General features: G+C 61.1%; 12 protein-coding genes. 2 read left to right on the forward strand and 10 right to left on the reverse strand.

The window, feature by feature from the left end; genetic code table 11:
- Positions 1–973: 973 nt before the first annotated feature.
- Complete coding sequence (mqo, locus tag GBC55_RS27700) at positions 974–2,623, reverse strand: malate dehydrogenase (quinone) (RefSeq protein WP_162440252.1); 1,650 nt, start codon at positions 2,621–2,623, stop codon at positions 974–976.
- A gap of 408 nt (positions 2,624–3,031) precedes the next feature.
- Between mqo and ilvD the strand changes: the two genes are divergently transcribed.
- Positions 3,032–4,714, forward strand: coding sequence for a dihydroxy-acid dehydratase (gene ilvD / locus GBC55_RS27705; protein ID WP_162440253.1), 1,683 nt, complete (start codon positions 3,032–3,034; stop codon positions 4,712–4,714).
- A gap of 51 nt (positions 4,715–4,765) precedes the next feature.
- Here ilvD and GBC55_RS27710 read toward each other — a convergent pair whose 3' ends face one another.
- From GBC55_RS27710 to GBC55_RS27720, 3 genes are all read right to left on the reverse strand, one after another.
- Positions 4,766–6,193 carry an aldehyde dehydrogenase family protein gene (locus GBC55_RS27710; protein WP_162440254.1) on the reverse strand — a complete coding sequence of 476 codons (1,428 nt, stop codon included), beginning with the start codon at positions 6,191–6,193 and terminating at the stop codon, positions 4,766–4,768.
- Positions 6,194–6,202: 9 nt separating this feature from the next.
- On the reverse strand, positions 6,203–7,465 hold the full coding sequence (locus tag GBC55_RS27715; RefSeq protein WP_162440277.1) for an aminotransferase class III-fold pyridoxal phosphate-dependent enzyme: 1,263 nt from the start codon (positions 7,463–7,465) through the stop codon (positions 6,203–6,205).
- Positions 7,466–7,538: 73 nt separating this feature from the next.
- Positions 7,539–9,038 carry a serine hydrolase gene (locus GBC55_RS27720; protein ID WP_162440255.1) on the reverse strand — a complete coding sequence of 500 codons (1,500 nt, stop codon included), beginning with the start codon at positions 9,036–9,038 and terminating at the stop codon, positions 7,539–7,541.
- Positions 9,039–9,229: 191 nt separating this feature from the next.
- Between GBC55_RS27720 and GBC55_RS27725 the strand changes: the two genes are divergently transcribed.
- On the forward strand, positions 9,230–10,108 hold the full coding sequence (locus GBC55_RS27725) for a GntR family transcriptional regulator (protein WP_162440256.1): 879 nt from the start codon (positions 9,230–9,232) through the stop codon (positions 10,106–10,108).
- Between the two features lie 1,148 nt (positions 10,109–11,256).
- Here the strand turns inward: GBC55_RS27725 and GBC55_RS27730 are convergent.
- The 6 genes from GBC55_RS27730 to GBC55_RS27755 form a co-directional block, all read right to left on the reverse strand.
- Positions 11,257–12,540, reverse strand: coding sequence for an OprD family porin (locus tag GBC55_RS27730; protein WP_162440257.1), 1,284 nt, complete (start codon positions 12,538–12,540; stop codon positions 11,257–11,259).
- A gap of 116 nt (positions 12,541–12,656) precedes the next feature.
- The gene (locus GBC55_RS27735) at positions 12,657–14,288 is read right to left on the reverse strand and encodes an ABC transporter ATP-binding protein (RefSeq protein WP_162440258.1); all 1,632 of its coding nucleotides are present in this window, start codon (positions 14,286–14,288) and stop codon (positions 12,657–12,659) included.
- Positions 14,289–14,290: 2 nt separating this feature from the next.
- Positions 14,291–15,166, reverse strand: coding sequence for an ABC transporter permease (locus GBC55_RS27740; RefSeq protein WP_162440259.1), 876 nt, complete (start codon positions 15,164–15,166; stop codon positions 14,291–14,293).
- Positions 15,163–16,104 carry an ABC transporter permease gene (locus tag GBC55_RS27745; RefSeq protein ID WP_162440260.1) on the reverse strand — a complete coding sequence of 314 codons (942 nt, stop codon included), beginning with the start codon at positions 16,102–16,104 and terminating at the stop codon, positions 15,163–15,165. The genes GBC55_RS27740 and GBC55_RS27745 overlap by 4 nt, the downstream gene beginning before the upstream one ends.
- Before the next feature lie 14 nt (positions 16,105–16,118).
- Positions 16,119–17,648, reverse strand: a complete 1,530-nt coding sequence (locus tag GBC55_RS27750; protein WP_247267029.1) for an ABC transporter substrate-binding protein — start codon at positions 17,646–17,648, stop codon at positions 16,119–16,121.
- Between the two features lie 286 nt (positions 17,649–17,934).
- The coding region (locus tag GBC55_RS27755; RefSeq protein WP_247267028.1) for a methyl-accepting chemotaxis protein at positions 17,935–19,240 on the reverse strand (1,306 nt) is incomplete at its 5' end.

Here is a 19,240-nt window from a genome sequence, read left to right on the forward strand (position 1 = left end):
GGTAGGCCGAGCGCAGGTTCTGCGCAGTGGGCAACCCGGCATGGATGCCGGGTTAGCCGCGCACGGCCAGGGATGGCCGATCGCAGCGGGCCCACGGAGCAGGACCGGAGCGAGGGTATGCCGAGCCTAGGCGAGGCACCGTACGAAAGGGGCAAGAGCGTTTGGTTACTTGGCGCTCCTCCAAGTGACTCGCCGTAAGGGCGAAACCAATAGAAGCCGTGACCGCAGGAATGGATATGTACACCAGCAAGAATCTCACCGCCGATCAGGCAGCCATCGCGAGCAGGCTCGCGCCTACAGTTTGATCCGGGTACATCCGAAGAAAATGGTCGACTGTCAGACCGTCATCGCTGGCAAGCCAGCTCCCACAGGAGAACGCGTGCGCTTCGAAAGTCAGGTCGGCTGTCAGGCCGCCTCGCTTTGGCTTTTGATCTTCTTGCCCCATCGGTAGGCCGAGCGCAGGTTCTGCGCAGTGGCTAACCCGGCATGGATGCCGGGTTAGCCGCGCACGGCCATGGATGGCCGATCGCGGCGGGCCCACGGAGCAGGACCGGAGCGAGGGTATGCCGAGCCTAGGCGAGGCACCGGACGAAAGGTGCAAGAGCGTTTGGTTACTTTGCGCTTTTCAAAGTGACTCGCCGTAAGGGCGAAACCAATAGAAGCCGTAACCGCAGGAATGGATATGTACACCAGCAAGAATCTCACCGCCAATCAGGCAGCCATCGCGAGCAAGCTCGGCTCCCACAGTATGAGCCGGGTGCATCAGGGGAATACCCGTCGGCTATGAAACCGTCATCGCCGGCAGGCCAGCTCCCACAGTTTGATATGGGAACACACGCCAGAAATGCGCGACTGTCAGGCCGTCATCGCGAGCAAGCCCGCTCCCACAGTTTGATCCGGGTTCAGAGCAACCACAAAAAAGCCCGCTGACCATTACCGGCTCAGCGGGCTTCTTCACAACCAGGCTTTTAAATTACAAAGCCATATCACTCGCAGCATTGGCCTTCGGCGCAGCCTTTTCAGCGTCAACCGGAGCAGCCGCCGGAGCCGCCATCTTGCCAATCACTGGCGGTGGAGTCAGCTGCAATACCTTGGCGGTATAGGCCCACTCTTCGGCAACCTTCTCAGGACTGCCGTTGAGCTGAGTGCCATAGCTCGGCACGATCTGGTGCAGCTTTTCCTGCCAGGCCGGCGTTGCGACCTTGTCCTTGAACACCTTCTGCAGCACGGTCAGCATGATCGGTGCGGCAGTCGATGCACCCGGCGAGGCGCCCAGCAGACCGGCGATGCTGCCATCTTGGGAAGCGACGATCTCGGTGCCCAGTTTCAGCACGCCACCGGCCGCTTCATCACGCTTGATGATTTGCACGCGTTGGCCGGCTTGCCACAGGCGCCAGTCTTCGGCTTTGGCGTTCGGGAAGTATTCTTTCAGGGCGTCGAGGCGGTCTTCGTCAGACAGCATCAGCTGGCCGGCGAGGTACTCGACCAACGGGTATTCCTTGATGCCAACCTTGGTCATCGGCCACACGTTGTGCGTGGTCGTGGTGGTCAGCAGGTCCAGGTACGAACCTTCTTTCAGGAACTTGGTGCTGAAGGTCGCGAATGGGCCAAACAGGATCACGCGCTTGCCGTCCAGGACGCGGGTGTCCAGGTGCGGAACCGACATCGGAGGAGCACCGACAGACGCTTTACCGTAGGCCTTGGCCAGGTGTTGCTCGGCAATGGTCGGGTTTTCGGTCACGAGGAACGAGCCGCCAACCGGGAAGCCAGCGTATTCCTTGGCTTCAGGAATGCCCGACTTCTGCAGCAGGTGCAGGGCGCCGCCGCCCGCGCCGATGAACACGAACTTGGCGTCGGTTTCGGACTTGCTGCCGTCTTTCAGGTTTTTGTAGCTGACGCGCCAGGTGCCATCGTCGTTCTTGGTGATGTCCTGCACTTCGCTGGACAGCTTCAAGTCGAATTTCGGCGTGGTCTGCAGGTGCGCAACGAACTGACGGGTGATTTCGCCGAAGTTCACGTCGGTGCCGATCGGGCTCCAGGTGGCCGCGATTTTCTGGTTCGGGTCACGCCCTTCCATCATCAGCGGGACCCACTTCCTGATCACAGCCGGGTCTTCGGAGTACTGCATGCCAGCGAACAGCGGGCTCGCTTGCAGCGCTTCGTAGCGCTTCTTCAGGAACTTGATGTTGTCATCGCCCCACACGAAGCTCATGTGCGGTGTGGAGTTGATGAACGAACGCGGATTCTTCAACACGCCTTGCTGAACCTGCCAGGCCCAGAACTGACGGGAAATCTGGAACGCTTCGTTGATCTCAACGGCTTTCGGGATCGAGACTTTGCCGTTCTCGTCTTCCGGGGTGTAGTTCAGCTCGGCCAGGGCAGAGTGCCCGGTACCGGCGTTGTTCCAGCCGTTGGAGCTCTCGAGGGCGACGCCGTCAAGACGCTCGATCATTTCCATCGAGGTGCCCGGTTCCAGCTCATTGAGCCAGACACCGAGGGTCGCGCTCATGATGCCGCCGCCGATCAGCAGTACATCGACTTTCTTTGCCTCTTCCGCTTGAACGGACGTGATCCCCATCGACAAAGCCAGCCCCAGCAGGGCCGTGTTCATTTTTTTAAACATCTGTAGCACCTATGATAAAACGCCATCCGCCCTGCCATCCTCAGTCTCGAGCCCCTTGTTTCACGGCATTCAGGCAGGATGTCGTGGGGTGCTCGTGCATTGGATTGGAGGGTGGGCACACAAGGCCGATTGACTGTATCGACCTCAGTTTATATGTCCCTTCTGAACTGGTTTTTTATCTTTATTGGCTTCAGCTACTTGAGCGACAGTGATTCTGTTGGCGCGTCTCGAGGACACGCAAACTGAATAGGTCAAACCAAGTTGTTGCGAAGAATATCACGTCAGGGCAAACCCGCGCGTCTGTTCGCAACGTGTTGGTCCGTGCGCTGACTGCCCCGGCGCCGGCAGGTCTGGGTGTGGCGGGCGACTATACTCAGCGTTTTCCGATTGAACCCATGAGGACTCGTGATGAGCGATGAAGTCGATCTGCGCAAATATTCCTCCCAGGTGGTCGACGGCATAGAGCGTTCACCCGGGCGCGCCATGCTGCGAGCGGTAGGTTTTACCGACGACGATTTCAAGAAGCCGCAGATCGGGATTGCCTCGACCTGGGCGATGGTCACGCCCTGCAACATGCACATCGACAAACTGGCGCTCGAGGCCGAACGGGGTGCGAATGCCGCTGGCGCAAAGGGCGTGATTTTCAACACCATCACCATCTCCGACGGCATCGCCAATGGCACCGAAGGCATGAAGTACTCGCTGGTATCGCGGGAGGTGATCGCCGACTCGATCGAAGTGGTGGCCGGTTGCGAAGGCTTCGACGGGTTGGTCACCGTGGGTGGCTGCGACAAGAACATGCCGGGCTGCCTGATCGGCATGGCACGGTTGAATCGCCCGTCGATCTTCGTCTACGGCGGCACCATCCGTCCGGGTGCCGGCCACACCGATATCATTTCGGTGTTCGAGGCGGTGGGCCAACAGGCACGCGGGGACATCAACGAAATTCAGGTCAAGCAGATCGAGGAAGTGGCCATCCCCGGCCCCGGCTCCTGCGGCGGCATGTACACGGCCAACACCATGGCCTCGGCCATCGAGGCGCTGGGCATGAGCTTGCCGGGTTCCAGTTCCCAGGATGCGGTCGGCAGCGATAAGGCCTCGGACAGTTTCCGCGCCGGCCAGCAGGTCATGGAGCTGCTCAAGCTGGACCTCAAACCGCGGGACATCATGACCCGCAAGGCGTTTGAAAATGCGATCCGCGTGGTGATCGCCCTCGCCGGCTCGACCAATGCCGTGTTGCATCTGCTGGCCATGGCACATGCCGTGGAGGTCGAGCTGACGCTGGATGATTTCGTCGAACTGGGCAAGGTCTCCCCGGTGGTCGCCGATCTGCGTCCCAGCGGCCAATACATGATGAGCGAGCTGGTGGCGATCGGCGGCATTCAACCATTGATGAAACGCATGCTAGACGCCGGCATGTTGCACGGTGATGCGCTGACCGTCACCGGCAAGACGCTGGCGGAAAACCTGCAAAACGTGCCCGACTACCCGGATGGCCAGGACGTGATCCTGCCGTTTGATAAGCCGGTCAAAAAGGAATCTCACCTGGTGGTGCTGCGCGGCAACCTCGCCCCCACCGGCGCAGTGGCCAAGATCACCGGTAAGGAAGGCCTGCGCTTTGCAGGCACGGCGCGGGTTTACCACGGTGAAGAAGGCGCGCTGGCGGGCATTCTCAACGGCGAAGTCAAAACCGGCGACGTGATCGTGATCCGCTATGAAGGGCCCAAGGGCGGACCGGGGATGCGCGAGATGCTCTCGCCGACTTCGGCGATCATGGGCAAGGGATTGGGCAAGGACGTTGCCCTGATCACGGATGGGCGTTTTTCGGGCGGGTCGCATGGCTTCGTGGTGGGGCATGTCACCCCCGAAGCGTTCGAGGGCGGTCCGATTGCGCTGGTGGAAGACGGTGACCGGATCGTCATTGACGCCGAAACCCGCCAGATCACCGTCGATGTGTCCGACACTGAACTGGCCGAGCGCAAGACCCGCTGGGTGCGGCCGGAATCCAGGTACAAACGCGGGGTGCTGGCCAAGTATGCGAAGACCGTGTCCAGCGCCTCGGAAGGCGCCGTCACGGACAAGTACCTCTAACCTGATGTACCGCACGGACTGAACTGCTGCCTTGCCAGCAGGTTCGGTCCGCTAGGCGTTCGGCTGATAACCGAATATCGATTTCACTTCCAGGTAGTCCTCCAACCCGTAGACGCCCCACTCGCGACCATTGCCCGATTGCTTGTAGCCGCCGAAAGGCGCGCCGTTGTCGGCTTTGCTGCCATTGAGGTGGACCATGCCGGTGCGCAAGCGCCGAGCCACTGACCGCGCCCGCTCCAGCGTGCCCGCAGTGACATAACCCGAAAGGCCGTAAGGGCTGTCGTTGGCGATGGCCACCGCCTCGTCTTCGCTGTCATACGGGATGATCACCAGCACTGGCCCGAAGACTTCCTCCCGGGCGATCGGCATGTCTGCAGTGACGTCGGCGAATACCGTCGGTTTGACGTAATAGCCTTGCAACACGCCGTCGGGGCGGCCAACACCGCCACACACGGCGTGCGCCCCTTGTTGCAGGGCGGTGCCGATCAAGGCCTGGACCCGCTCGTACTGCGCCTGATTGGCCAGCGGGCCGATGGCCGTGGGCGGATGGCTGTCATCGAAACAGACCTCGGCGGCGACGTGCCTGGCAATCTCGATGGCCTGCTGCTGCAGCGCGCGCGGAATCAACAATCGGGTCGGCGCATTACAGGATTGTCCGCTGTTGCGAAAACAACTACTGACACCGTGGCGCACAGCGGCCTCGATGTCGGCATCAGCGAGGATCAGGTTAGCCGACTTGCCCCCCAACTCCTGGGAGACCCGCTTGACCGTATCCGCCGCAGCCTTGGCCACGGCAATGCCCGCGCCTGTGGACCCCGTGAACGACACCATGTCGATGTCAGGGTGCCGGGCGATGCCGTCCCCCACGGTCGGGCCGTCGCCATTGACCAGATTGAACACGCCTTTGGGCACGCCGGCCTGATGAAGGATATCGGCCAGCAACATCGCCGAGAGTGGGGCCTTTTCACTGGGCTTGAGCACCAGGGTGCAGCCGGCCGCCAGCGCAGGCGCCAGTTTGCAGGTCAGTTGGTTAAGCGGCCAGTTCCACGGCGTGATCAGGCCACACACGCCGATCGGCTCGCGGCTGATCAGGGTGGTGCCATGGGGCCGGTCGAAGTCATACGTGCGCAGGACCTCGAAGGCCCGGCGCAGATGCCCCAGGCCCGCCGGAACATGGGCACTGCGCGCCAGTGACAGCGGCGCGCCCATTTCCTTGTGCACGCACTCGGCCAACGCCTCGCTGTGTTTCTCATAACCCTCGATGATGGCCGCCAACAGCTCCAGCCGCTGTTCACGCGACCATTGCGAGTATCCCGTAAAGGCTCGTCTGGCGGCCGCCACGGCGCGGTCCACATCAGCGCGCGAACCCAGGCTGATGACGCCGACGGACCGCTCGGTCGAGGGGTCGATCACCTCCAGCGTCGCGGCGCCTTCAGGTTTGACCCACTCGCCGTCGATGTAGAAATCCAGGTAGTTCATCGTGTCTCCTCAGGCGGTTTGATCGAGGGCGCTGCGCAAGGTGTCGAAGATCAGGGCAATCTGCTCTTCGGTGACGATCAGCGGCGGTGACAACACAATGTTTTCGCCCGAGGCACGCACGAGCAGACCCGCATCGAAACAGCGCTGGGCTACCTCGGCAGCGCGTGCGCCCGGTGCCTGGTCACGCGGTTTGAGTTCCACCGCGCAGAGCATGCCGATGGCGCGAACGTCCAACACCAGGCCCTGCTCACGCAAGGCAAGCGCAGTGTTCTGCCAGGTCGGCGCAATGCGTTGTACATGAGCGTTGATGCCCAGCTCCTCATGCACCGCCAAAGTCGCCAGACCCGCCGCACACGCCAGCGGGTGCGCAGAGTAGGTATAACCGTGCATCAGCTCGATGGCTTGCTCGGGACCGTTCATGAACGCGTTGTACACCGCACCGCTCACCAGCACACCGCCCATCGGTACCGCGCCATTGGTCAAGCCTTTCGCCAACGTCATCAAGTCCGGCGTCACACCAAAGACCTGCGCACCGAAGTTGTCGCCCAGTCGGCCAAAACCGGTAATGACCTCGTCGAAAATCAGCAGCACACCATGGCGGTCGCAAATTTCGCGCAGTTTTTGCAGGTACCCGACTGGCGGCGCGTAGACTCCGCCAGACCCGGTGACCGGCTCGACAATCACTGCCGCCACCGTGGCCGGGTCATGGATCTCCAGCAGCTGCAGCAAGGCGTCCGCGTAGTGCGCGCCTTGCTCAGGCTGTCCGGCACTGAATCGGAGGCTGGCGTCGTACGGCAACGGCAGGTGCGCGACATCACCCAGCAACGGCCCGAAGTCGCGCTTCTGACGGCCGATACCGGACACCGACAGACCACCAAAGCCCATGCCGTGATACCCCTTGGCGCGGCCAATCAACTTGGTCCGGCGACAGTCGCCGCGAGCCTGATGGTACGCACGGGCGATCTTCAGCGCGGTGTCCACCGCCTCGGAACCGGAGTTGGTAAAGAACACCTTATCGAGGCCCACCGGCGCTTTCGCGACCAATTGATCGGCCATGTCCAGCGCCGCTGGGTGACTCATCTTGAACGAGGAAACAAAGTCCAGACGCCCCGCCGCTTCACGAATCGCCTCCACAATTCGTGCCTGTCCGTGACCGGCGTTGACACACCAGAGCCCGGCCATGGCGTCCAGCACCCGGCGGCCGTCCGTTGTGGTGTAGTGCATGCCCTCGGCGCTGTCGAACAGCAGCGGCTGGCGGTTGAATTGACGCATGGCAGTAAAGGGCGCCCACAGCGCCGAAGTCGAGGTGTCGTTCACAGGTTTCGCTCCTTAAATTGTAGGCAAATCAGATCCGGGTACCGGTCAGTGTCGGGCGCTGCATCGATCCGGCATTGGTGTTGACGCCGCGATCAAACAGCAGGCGGCCCCCTTCCAGGCGGCAGCTGACGTGATCGCCAAAAGCGGTTTCGACAAACCGCCAGTCCATGCGCAATTCGCCCTCTTCAGTCCAGCGAGCGTGAGCGATGACCGGGGTCTGTTCCGGTTGATATTGGTGGTGCAGATAATTGCCGGTGAGGCTGGTGACGGACTCGACCGGCTGCTGCAAACCGACGCGCAGGCGGTGGGTACCACGGTGGTCGACCAGACTGAAGTCGCAGTAGTCGTCATGAAAATCGAAGGCCAGTTCGCGAACACCGTCCTCATTGGGCTCAATGCTGAAACGACCTTGCAGTTCGGCGGCGTGCGGTGACTCACTCAGGCCCTGCAGCGTGGGCAGACGCAGGCCATCGATCAGTGCGTCCAGTTGGGCCTGGCTGGCCTGGGGATCCATTGCCTCACGTCCCAACCCCGGAAACAGCTGTTCCCAGATGGCCGCGTGCAAACGCCGCTCGCCCAGGCGCAGGCCACAGGTGAAGGCGATCACGGTGTCCTGCTCCGGCAACACGATGCAGTACTGGCCGAAAACGCCAGAAGCGTAGTAACCGCCCTGCGGGGTCATCCACCATTGATAGCCATAGCCTTCACGCTTGGCTTCATTGGCAGCATCCTTGTTGCGGGGCAGGTACTGCTTGCCGTCGAATTCGCCCATCCAGACATCATCGACCTGATTGCGTGTGGCCTTGGCGATCCATTCCGGCGACAGCAACTGGCGCCCTTCCCACAGCCCCTTGTTCAGGTGCAGAACACCAAACTTCAGCGAGTCTTCCGTGGTGCAGCTCAGGCCGTTACCGCCGGAGTTGAACCCACCGGGAGCGAGGTCCCATTCGAGCTTGTCCAGGCCCAGTCGATCCAGCACCCGTTCCTGCAACAGCGCGTGCATGGTTTGCCCGGTCACGCGGGTGACAATGGCCGACAACATGAAGCTCGAGGCGCTGCTGTAGATGAACGATTTGCCAGGCGGCTCATCCACCGGCTCTTGCAAAAAAGCCTCGACCCAGCTGGTTTGCAGGTTGCGCCAGGCCCCACCGGAAATGCCCCGTTGGTGCCCGGTACGCATGGTCAGCAGGTCCTCCACGGTCATGGCGGCGAGATTCGCGCTGACCTCGACCGGGCACAATTCAGGGAAGAAACTGACCACCTTGTCCTCGAGCTTCAGGCGGCCATCATCGACCAGCAAGCCGACGGCAGTGGCGGTCCAGCTCTTGGTCGCCGAATGCTGCACATGCATGCGCCGGGCCGAGTACGGCTGCCAGAACGCCTCCGCCACCACCGCACCTTGGCGGTAGAGCATAAAGCTGTGCACTTCGAGGTCGGCGCGGGTGATCGCTGACAGAAAGTCCACGATGGCGCCGGCGTCGACGCCCCGTTCATGAGGCAAGGCTCTGGGCAGGGGTACATAGGTCATAACAAAGCGTCCTCAAAAATTGCCGCTCATGGGCTGGCAATGTTTTTATATTCGAAATAATACAGCTGAATATTTACTGATCACTGCATAAATGTATTTGTACTGCCTATAATTCCGCTCAAGGCCACATCGAAGCTATTTGCTGTTTTCGGGTATCCTTCCCTCCCCTGTCACAGGAACGACAACGCGCCATGTCTCAACTCACCTCGCTGCAGACCAAAGTCGCCGGCCAGATTCTTTCCGCCATTCAGTCGGGCGACCTGCAACCCGGTACCCATCTCAAGGAAGTCGAACTGACGCAGCGCCTGGGCGTGTCCCGCTCGCCGATTCGCAGCGCGTTGTCGTACCTGGCCGAACAGCAACTGATCGAACCGTTGCCCCAACAGGGCTTTCGCGTGCCGTTGCACACCGCTACCGGTCTTGCGCAGCAGGTCAGTGAGCTGCACAACGAGGAGGACGAGCTTTACACCCGCCTGATTGATGACCGGCTGAACCAGGTCCTGCCCGACCAGATCTCCGAAAGTGATCTGCTGCGGCGTTATGGCGTGGGCAAAAGCGTGTTGCGTCGGTGTTTGCTGCGCCTGTCCGATGAGGGCGTGATGCAGCGCCGACACGGGCATGGCTGGTTGTTCCTGCCGACGTTGAGCAGCCCGCAGACCCGCTTCGAGAGTTATCGTTTTCGCATGCTGCTGGAGCCATCCGGCTTGCTCGAACCGACCTTCAAGATCAATCCGGAACAGTTCCGCCGCTGCCGTGAACGCCAGCTCGAACTGCTTGAAGGACAGGTCGACGGACAGCGTTTTTTTGAAAGCAATGCCGAGTTCCATGAGCTGTTGGCGGCGGCGTCCGGCAATACCTACATCCTGCAGGCGATCCAGCAACAGAACCGGTTGCGGCGTCTGACCGAGTTTCATTCGGCAAGCAACGTCGAACGGGTCAAGGTCTCGTGCCGCGAGCACCTGGCGATTCTCGATGCCCTGGAGCAACGGGATAACGAATGGGCGTCCACCCTGCTGCACCGACACCTGGAAGTGGCCAGCAAAATGGGTGTTGCACGCAACAAGGCTTAGCGTACGTAAGCCCGAGTGGGAGCAGCGGAGCAACAATTCAACCTGCTCGCGAAGCTGTTGCGTTGGCTTTGGCTTTGGCTTTGGCTGTTGCTGTTGCTGTTGCTTTGGCTTTTGATCTACCTGCCCCATTCCAGCAGGCCGAACGCAGGCGTTGCGCAGGGGGAAGCTCGGCATGGATGCCGAGCTAGCCGCGCACGGCCATGGATGGCCGATCGCGGCGGGCCCCCGGAGTAATGCCGGAGTGAGGGAACACCGAGCCCCAGCGAGGGGCCGTATGGTGGGGCAAGACTTTTTGGTTACTTTTGGGGCGTTTGCCAAAAGTGACTCGCTGTAAGAGCGAAACCATAAGTAGCCGTTACCGCAGAAACGGATATGTACACCAGCAGAAAATGTATCAGCTGCCAGGCCGCCATCGCGAGCAGGCTCACTCCTACAGTTTGAATGCGGAACATCCTTGAGAGATGCGGCGGCTGCCAGGCCGCCATCGCTGGCAAGCCAGCTCCCACAGTTTGAATGGGGAACATCCTTGAGAGATGCGGCGGCTGCCAGGATGCCATCGCTGGCAAGCCAGCTCCCACAGTTTGAATGCGGAACATTCTTGAGAGATGCGGCGGCTGCCAGGATGCCATCGCGAGCAGGCTCACTCCTACAGTTTAAATGGGGAACATCTTTGAGAGATGCGGCGGCTGCCAGGCCGCCATCGCTGGCAAGCCAGCTCCCACAGTTTGAATGCGGAACATCCTTGAGAGATGCGGCGGCTGTCAGGCCGCCATCGCTGGCAAGCCAGCTCCCACAGTTTGAATGCGGAACATCCTTGAGAGATGCGGCGGCTGTCAGGCCGCCATCGCTGGCAGGCCAGCTCCCACAGTTTAAATGGGGAACATCTTTGAGAGATGCGGCGGCTGCCAGGCCGCCATCGCTGGCAAGCCAGCTCCCACAGTTTGAATGCGGAACATCCTTGAGAGATGCGGCGGCTGCCAGGCCGCCATCGCTGGCAAGCCAGCTCCCACAGTTTGAATGCGGAACATCCTTGAGAGATGCGGCGGCTGCCAGGCCGCCATCGCTGGCAGGCCAGCTCCCACAGTTAACGAGAGTGTGCCCGACGGACCGGGGTTGCTCGTCAAGCCGCCATCGCAACAGCGCACTCATTACCAGAGCGCCACGGTGTAACCGACGATCAATCGGTTTTCATTCATGTCACGCAGGTAATTGGCCTTGCTCAGCCCATTGCGCCACCGCAAAGAAACCCCTTTGAGCGCCCCGGACTGAAATACATACCCCAGGTCGATATCACGCTCCCACTCCCGCCCCTCCCCCGCAAAGCCCAACACCTGCGCCTGATCGCCCTTGGCCCAACGCGTCGAAAACGTCAGCCCCGGAACACCCAGCGCCGCAAAATCAAAGTCGTAACGCGCATGCCAGACCCGTTCATTGGTCTGCGAAAAGTTACTCAGCTGATACTCGGAAAAGAGATAGGTATTAGTGCCATCAACATAGGTGAACGGCGTATCACCGAACTGTTCCTGATAACCGCCGCCCAGGCTGTGCCCTTTGTAGCTATAGGCCACCCGCGTACTCAGCGCGCGGTTATCGACCTTGCCCGCCAGGCCCGCCCCCGCCTTGTCCGCGTCGAAGTAACGGATATCGGTTTTCAACGTGCCGCCGCCCAGCGCAAAGCTGTTCTTCAAGCCCACGTAATGCTGCTGATAGATGTCTTCCAGTTGAGCGAGGTGATACGTCAGCGTCAGGTTCGGATTGACCTTGTAATCACCCCCCATGAAGCGGAACTGATCGCTTCTCGCCGAGCTCTTGTACGCGCCGCTTTGACTGGTCAGCCCCATGTCCTGGTAATCGGTCGATTCGCGCTGCTTCGTCCGGTCAATCTGGCCACCGGTCAGGTTCAGGCCGGTGATATCGGCGGACGTCACCTGAGTGCCGCGAAACGTCTGCGGGAACAATCGGCTGGTGTTGGGCTGCAAGGTGGGCAGGTCCGGCACCAGGTAACCGCTGCGCAGTTCGCTCTTGGCAAAGCGCATCTTCCCGGTCACACCCAGCTTGGAGTATTCATCGTGGGCGCGTTTGACGTAGCTCGGTTGACCGGGCTCTGGCTCGTTGTCTCGCGACAGCAGGCCGGAACCGGAGCGGTCGGGGCTGGAGTCGAGTTTAAGGCCGAGCATGCCGACCGCGTCGACCCCAAAGCCGACGGTGCCTTCGGTGAAACCCGACTTCAGACTGAGGATGAACCCCTGGGCCCATTCCTCGCGTTTCGATTGCCCGGCGTCTTCACGGTAGTCGCGATTGAAGTAGTAATTTTTCAGGTCCAGATCAGCCTTGCTGTCCTTGATGAAATCGGCCTGGGCCGGCACGCACATGAGGCCGCCCCCCATCAGGCCCACGCTCTTCAAAATCAGGTTGAAGTTGTTGTTATTCATTGTCTTGGCTCCTGGCAGTCGTGATTGTCGAGTCGGTCTTATTGTTTTTTCGGGCATGACTTCTCCCATCGCGCCAGTGTCGAGGCTGGCGCGCGGGGTGCAGTCAGGGTGTTAAATCAAAAGTTGGCAGGTCGTATTCGGTAACCGCCGTCAACGAGCTTTTCCAACGGGCTGGCCGCCGCGAGCAACTGGCGCGTATACGGGTGCTGCGGATGGTCGAAGATCTGCTCGCGCCTTCCCACCTCCACCACTTCGCCCTGGTGCATGACGGCCACCCGGTGCGCAATGCGTTCAACGGCCGCCAGGTCATGGGAGATGAACAGACAGGCAAAACCGTACTGCGCCTGCAAGCGCTCGAACAGCTCGAGAATCTGCTTCTGGATCGTCATGTCCAGGGCGGAAATCGGCTCGTCGGCGATCACCAGTTGCGGGTGGCGAACCAGCGCCCGGCCAATCGCAACACGCTGGCGTTGCCCCCCGGAAAGCTGGTGAGGAAACCGGTCGACAAACTGCTCGGCCAGCCCGACATCTCGCAGGGTTTGCGCCACACGTTCTCGCCGCTGCTCCACATTCAGCCCCGGCTCATGGCGCAACGGCTCTGCCAGGATCTCACCGATTTTCATCCGCGGATTGAGGGACGAGTAAGGGTCCTGAAAGATCATCTGGCACTGCAATCGATGGGTGCGATTGGCGGCCTTGAGGATGTCCACGCCCTTGAAGCGTATTGCACCGGAACAGGGCTTGATCAAGCCCACCAGCGAGCGGCCAAGGGTGGTTTTTCCCGACCCGCTGCCGCCCACCAGTGCCAGTGTTTCGCCCGGTGCAATCGCCAGGCTGGCCGAGTGCACAACACGTTTGTAGTGGCGTTTTCCCCAGAACGAGGTGGGCCCGGGATGTTCGATGCAGACCTGATCGACTTCCACCAACGGCCCGCTGCTGGCCGGTAGCGGCGCCAATTCACCACGGCGGGGCAACGCTTCCAGCAACTGTCGGGTGTACTCGGCCTTGGGGGCCAGCAGGATGTCCTGGATAGTGCCCTGCTCTACCGATTTGCCGTGGCGCATCACCACCACTTTGTGGGCATAGCGCGCCACCAGCGACAGATCGTGACTGATGAACAGGATCGCCGTGCCTTGCTCCCGGGTCAGTTCGAGCATCAGCTCGATCACGTCCAGCTGCGCCAGGCAGTCCAATGCGGTGGTCGGCTCGTCGGCAATCAACAGGGCCGGACGTAACAGCATCACCGAGGCCAGCATGATCCGTTGGCGCATGCCGCCGGAGAACTGATGCGGGTACGATTCCAGGCAACGTTCGGCGTCTTTGATACCGATGCGTTGCAGCATCGTCACGCAGCGCTCGCGGATCTGCGCGGCATTCAGATCGGTGTGCAGCTGCAGGGCTTCGCTCATCTGCTGACCGATCTTCAAGGCCGGATTGAGCGACACCATCGGTTCCTGAAACACCATGCCGATACTCGCCCCACGAATGGCCCGAAGCTGCGCGGTGTCGAGGTTGACCAGATCGCGGCCCTGGAAATACAGCCGTCCGCCACAGACCTGCATCGGCTGGGGCAGCAGGCCGATCGCTGCACGGGCTGCCATCGTCTTGCCGCTGCCCGACTCGCCCACCAGGGCCACAATCTCGCCTGGGGCGACGCTGAAGCTGAGGTCGTCGACCGCCAGCGTGCCATGCTCACCCACGCGAATTTTCAGGTTTTCCACGTTCAGCAAAACGTTGTCGGCTGACATGCTCATTTCCTCATCCGGGGGTCGAGACGATCACGCAGGGCATCGCCGAACAGATTGATTGCCAACAGTGCCAGGCAGATGAACAGCCCCGGGAAGATTCCCAGCCAAGGCGCCGAGGCGATGTACGGCCGACTGCTGGCGAGCATGTTGCCCCAGGTCGCGGCCGGTGGTGGAACGCCCAGCCCGAGAAAGCTCAAGGCGCTTTCCGAGAGCAGTGCCCAGCCGAACATGCTGGTCGCCAGCACACACAGCGGCGCCAGGCAGTTGGGCGCGATATGGCGCAGCATGGTGTACAGCTCGGAGTTGCCGATCACGCGCGATGCCTCGATGTATTCCAGTTCGCGCAGCGACAGCACCGTGCCACGCACCACTCGCACCACCGATGGCGTGTAGGCAATGCCCAGCGCCAGAACGATGCCGTACTTGCTGGCACCGATGATTGCCATGATGCCCAGCGCCATGAGGATGCCCGGGAACGCCAGCAGCGCATCGTTGAACATCATCAGCAAACGGTCGGTCCAGCCACGCAGGTAACCGGCAAGCATGCCGATCAGCGTCCCGGCGAAGACCGCAACACTGACCGTCAGCAAGCTGATCCACAGGCTCGTACGGGCGCCGATCAGCAACCGGCTGAACACGTCGCGACCGAACTCATCGGTGCCCAGCCAATGCAGGGCCGATGGCGCCTGGAACCGCGACAACAGGTCGATACGCAGCGGATCGAACGGCGTCCAGACCAGCCCCAGCAAGGCCAGGAAAATCAGTATCAGCAGCAGGCTGCCACCGATCAGCGCGTTGGCGGGCGGCCAGGCGCGCGGGGGTTTGGCGGGCGTCTTCATGGCGCCGGCAGCGGGTGCCACGGGAAGATTCGAACTCATAACTTCACCCTTGGATCGAACAGCGGGTAGAGCAGATCCACACAAAGGTTGACCAGCACATAGATGAAGGTGATCAGCAACAGACAGCCCTGTAGCACCGGATAATCGCGGGCGAAAATCGCGTCCACCATCAGCCGGCCGATGCCTGGCAACGTGAACACGGTTTCGAGTACTGCAATGCCGCCCAGAAGGTTGCCCAGGATCAGCCCGACCAGCGTCCAGGTCGGCGCAAATGCATTAGGCAAGGCGTGCCGCCACAGCACTGCACGCTCGGACAGGCCTTTGGCGCGGGCATGGGCAATGTACTCAAGGCGCAGTACTTCAATGGTGCTGGCCCGAGCCATGCGAGTGATCGCGCCCAGCTCCACCAGTGTCAGGGTGACCACCGGCAACACCAGGTAACTCATCGCTTTCCAGGGCGCTTCGGCAAAACTGACGTACCCCACCACCGGCAACCAGCCGAGCTTGATGCCGAAGGCGTGCAGCAACAGCAAGCCGAGCCAGAAGCTGGGAATCGACAGCAGCAGCGTGGCCGTGGTGACCAGCCCCAGGTCCAGCGCGCTGTTCTGCTTCCACGCGGCAATCAGCCCGACCGGCACCGCAATCAGGGTGGCCAGCAGCACCGACACCAGAACGATGATGGCACTGACGCTGAAGCGCTCGAGAATCAGCGGCAACACCGCTTGTTTGGTGCTGATGGAGAACCCCAGATCGCCGCTGAGGACGGCTTTGATCCAGATCAGAAACTGGGTCACCAACGTGTGATCCAGCCCGAGGTTCTGGCGCATGTCGGCCAGGCTCTGCGGGTCGGCCATGTCGCCGAGCATCAACAGTGCCGGGTCACCGGGGATGAGGCGAATCAATGCGAACACCATCACCGAGATCAGTAACAGGGTCGGTATCGCCATCCCGAGTTTTTGCAGGATAAAACGCAACATGATCAGACTCCGCCTTACTGTGCCGCGAGGCTGACGCCCCACAGACGAGGCTTGGCCACCGGCCAGGAGTGATAGCCACGGACGCTGTCCCGTAGCGCGCCAATGATGGTGCCGTTGTAGATGATCACCATCGGCGTGTCTTGAATCATCATCTTGTGCAGCTGATCGAACAACGCCTGGCGTTTACCCGTGTCGCTCTGGCGCACGGCATCACGCAACAGCGCCTGGGCTTGCGGGTTGTCCCAGACCTTGCGCGGCTCCTTGCTCTTGTCGCCCATCAGCGAATCGAAGCCCAGCGCCGGGTCCAGCCGGGACGAATAGGAGAACGACATCATCTGGTAATTACCGCTTTGGTAACGCTCCAGCTGAGTGCCCCACTCCAGGGTTTCCATCTCGATATTCAAGCCACTGCCCTGCGCCATGGCCTGGCTCAGCACACCCATGTCGAACATCTGCTGATAGCGTTTGTTGACGATCATCTTGATCGGCTGACCGTGATAGCCCGCCTCTTTCAACAGGCGTTGAGCTTCCTGCGGATCGTATTTATAGCCCTGCCTGGCGGCGGCGCTATAGAAGGCACTGGTCTGCGGAACGGCCGAGTTGTTGGGCTCGGACAGCCCGTTGGACAAAGCGGTGACCATTTGTCCGTAGTCCAGGGAATGCGCAATCGCCTGACGGATGCGCACATCCTTGAGCAACGGGTCATTGGTCTGGAACAGCAGGCCGCAGATCGCCATGATCGGGCTCACCGAGACCTGAATCCCCGGCAGTGTCTTGAGCTCCTGGGCATCGCTGGCGGTCACATCGGGCAGCAAGTCGATGTTGTTAGAGAGCAAGGCGGCCTTGGCCGACGAAGCATCGGGAATGATCATGAAGCGCAGCACGTCGACCAGCGCCTGCTTCTTGCCGGTAAAACCGTCTGGCCCGGCATCGTCACGGGCGCTGTAATCCTTGAACCGCGCCAACTCTACAGACTGGCCTGGTTTCCAGTCCGCCAGGGTGAAAGGACCGGTGCCGATGGGCGCCTTCCATTTGCCGTCTGCGGCCACTGAATCCGGGTGCACAATGCCGCCACCGCCGCAATCCGGCCGCGCCATGGACGCCAGAAACAGCCCGCTTGGCTGGTCAAGCTGGAACACCACGGTGAGTGGATCGGGTGTGGCAATGCTGGTGATTTTCGCCCCGCCTCGCCCATCGAATTCCGCCAGGCAGCGCCACTGGGTCTTGGGGTTGAGGTAGTGCTCCCAGGTCCACTTGACGTCGGCAGCGCTCAGCGTAGCGCCGTTATGAAAGTGCACCCCTTCGCGCAGTTTGAAGGTGTAGGTCAGGCCGTCATCGGAGACCTGAACCTCCCGAGCCAGCAAAGGGCCGACGGACGCGTCTTCGCGATGGGCCACCAGACCCTCGACGATGTGCAGCATGACCGTGTCGGTATTTTCGTCACGGTTGACGCCCGGCTCGGTGCTGCGGATGTCGGCGTTGAGGCCGACTCGCAACGTGGTGGTGGCCTGGGCCTGCGCAAACGCAGCACCGAGGGCGACCACGCCGAGGGCTTGCAAGGTGACGCAGAGAGATTTGTTCAATATGCGATGCACGGGAGAGGTTCTCCTTCGCTGAAAAGTCCGGCCAGGGGCAGAGCCGGCTTCAAGCCTGTGTTTATGTCGTTTTTGTTATGGCCTGACCTTGATCAGCGCCGCATGCGATTTTGTTTTTTTAAATTCGCACGGACATATTCACAGCATGCTGATTGCTTGTAAATGTTTTTTTGAGCATATAAAAACATTGTTAGGTTTTTTTGCCCTCAACCCTCCCTCATGTGCAGCCGCCCGCTCAAAGCCTGAACCGATCCACCGACTGCGACAGCTTGCCTGCCAACGTGGCCAGTTCATCGGTCGTCGTGGCGGTCTGGCCGATGACTCGACTGTTGTCCTCAGACATGCCGGCGATCATTTCCACCTGATGGGCAATTTCGTTGCTGGCCAGGCTTTGCTCGCCAATCGTGCGGCTGATGTCGTTGACCAGTTGGGTGGTGTTCAGCGTGGCGTCGAGAATTTCCCGGATCGCCCGCTCGACCTCGGCGGTGACGGCCATGCCTTTGTCGACCTGCGCAACGCCGGCTTCCATGCTGGTGACGGCTTCACGGGTGCTTAGCTGAATGCGCGCAACCATGTCGGCGATTTCCTGGGTGGAGGCGCTGGTGCGACCCGCCAGGCTGCGGACTTCGTCGGCCACCACGGCAAACCCGCGTCCCTGCTCACCGGCGCGCGCGGCCTCAATGGCAGCGTTCAGTGCCAGCAGGTTGGTTTGATCGGCAATGCCCTTGATCACCTGAATGATGCTGAAAATCCCTTCGGACTCTTTGTCCAGCGTGCGGATGACCTGAGCGGACTGCTGTGCTGAACGCGCGATGCCATCCATGTCATTGACCACCTGGTGGATCACCCGGCCGCCATCCTTGGCCAGCGTTTCCGCCTGATTGGCCATGTTCAGCGCACGCTCGGCGTGCCGGGTGATTTCCTCGATACTCGCGGTCATCTCGCTGGCCGCTGCGGCCATGGTGCTGGCGGCACTGCTCTGCTGCTGACTGCTGCCGGCCACTTCGTGACAACCACTGCTCAGACGCTCGCTCATGCCGCTCACGCCGTGAGCGTTGCTGCGAACCACCTCGATCATGCCGCGCAGGTCGCGCTGCATGGTCGCCAGGCTGCGGATCAACGTGCTGGCTTCGTCCTTTGCAGTGGGCTCGACAATCGGCTCACTCAAATTGCCCCGGGCGATGCTGTCGGCGATACGACTGGCCGATTGCAGCGGGCCCATGATGCTCAACATCACCCAGCGTCCCTGGGCGAGCAACAACAGCAAGCTGGCGATGAGTACGCCCCCCAGGGCCATGTTGGCGTTGCTGATGGCTTGCTGCGTGCCGACACTGGTCTGCTGTGTATCGGTTTCAATCAACTCGCTAAGGGCGGCCATCTGCCCCTCGAGCTGGCTGAACGCCGCGTTGAAGGTGCCCAGGTCTTTTTGCGCGGCGTCGGGATTTTCCAGCGCCAGCCCGACTATGCGTTCGGCCGCACTGATGTAGGTATCGAGGCTCGGCTTGACCTTGTTCAGCCCCGTCTTGATGGTGTCGTTGACC

This window comes from Pseudomonas sp. TNT3 (assembly GCF_010095445.2).
Taxonomy (GTDB): Bacteria; Pseudomonadota; Gammaproteobacteria; order Pseudomonadales; family Pseudomonadaceae; genus Aquipseudomonas.

What these genes read in the sequence shown, in the direction of transcription:
- GBC55_RS27745 (WP_162440260.1), bottom strand. Translation starts at nt 16,104, where the DNA reads ATGTTGCGTTTTATCCTGCAAAAACTCGGGATGGCGATACCGACCCTG.
- GBC55_RS27730 (WP_162440257.1), bottom strand. Translation starts at nt 12,540, where the DNA reads ATGAATAACAACAACTTCAACCTGATTTTGAAGAGCGTGGGCCTGATG.
- GBC55_RS27720 (WP_162440255.1), bottom strand. Translation starts at nt 9,038, where the DNA reads ATGACCTATGTACCCCTGCCCAGAGCCTTGCCTCATGAACGGGGCGTC.
- mqo (WP_162440252.1), bottom strand. Translation starts at nt 2,623, where the DNA reads ATGTTTAAAAAAATGAACACGGCCCTGCTGGGGCTGGCTTTGTCGATG.
- ilvD (WP_162440253.1), top strand. Translation starts at nt 3,032, where the DNA reads ATGAGCGATGAAGTCGATCTGCGCAAATATTCCTCCCAGGTGGTCGAC.
- GBC55_RS27740 (WP_162440259.1), bottom strand. Translation starts at nt 15,166, where the DNA reads ATGAGTTCGAATCTTCCCGTGGCACCCGCTGCCGGCGCCATGAAGACG.
- GBC55_RS27710 (WP_162440254.1), bottom strand. Translation starts at nt 6,193, where the DNA reads ATGAACTACCTGGATTTCTACATCGACGGCGAGTGGGTCAAACCTGAA.
- GBC55_RS27735 (WP_162440258.1), bottom strand. Translation starts at nt 14,288, where the DNA reads ATGTCAGCCGACAACGTTTTGCTGAACGTGGAAAACCTGAAAATTCGC.
- GBC55_RS27715 (WP_162440277.1), bottom strand. Translation starts at nt 7,465, where the DNA reads ATGCGTCAATTCAACCGCCAGCCGCTGCTGTTCGACAGCGCCGAGGGC.
- GBC55_RS27725 (WP_162440256.1), top strand. Translation starts at nt 9,230, where the DNA reads ATGTCTCAACTCACCTCGCTGCAGACCAAAGTCGCCGGCCAGATTCTT.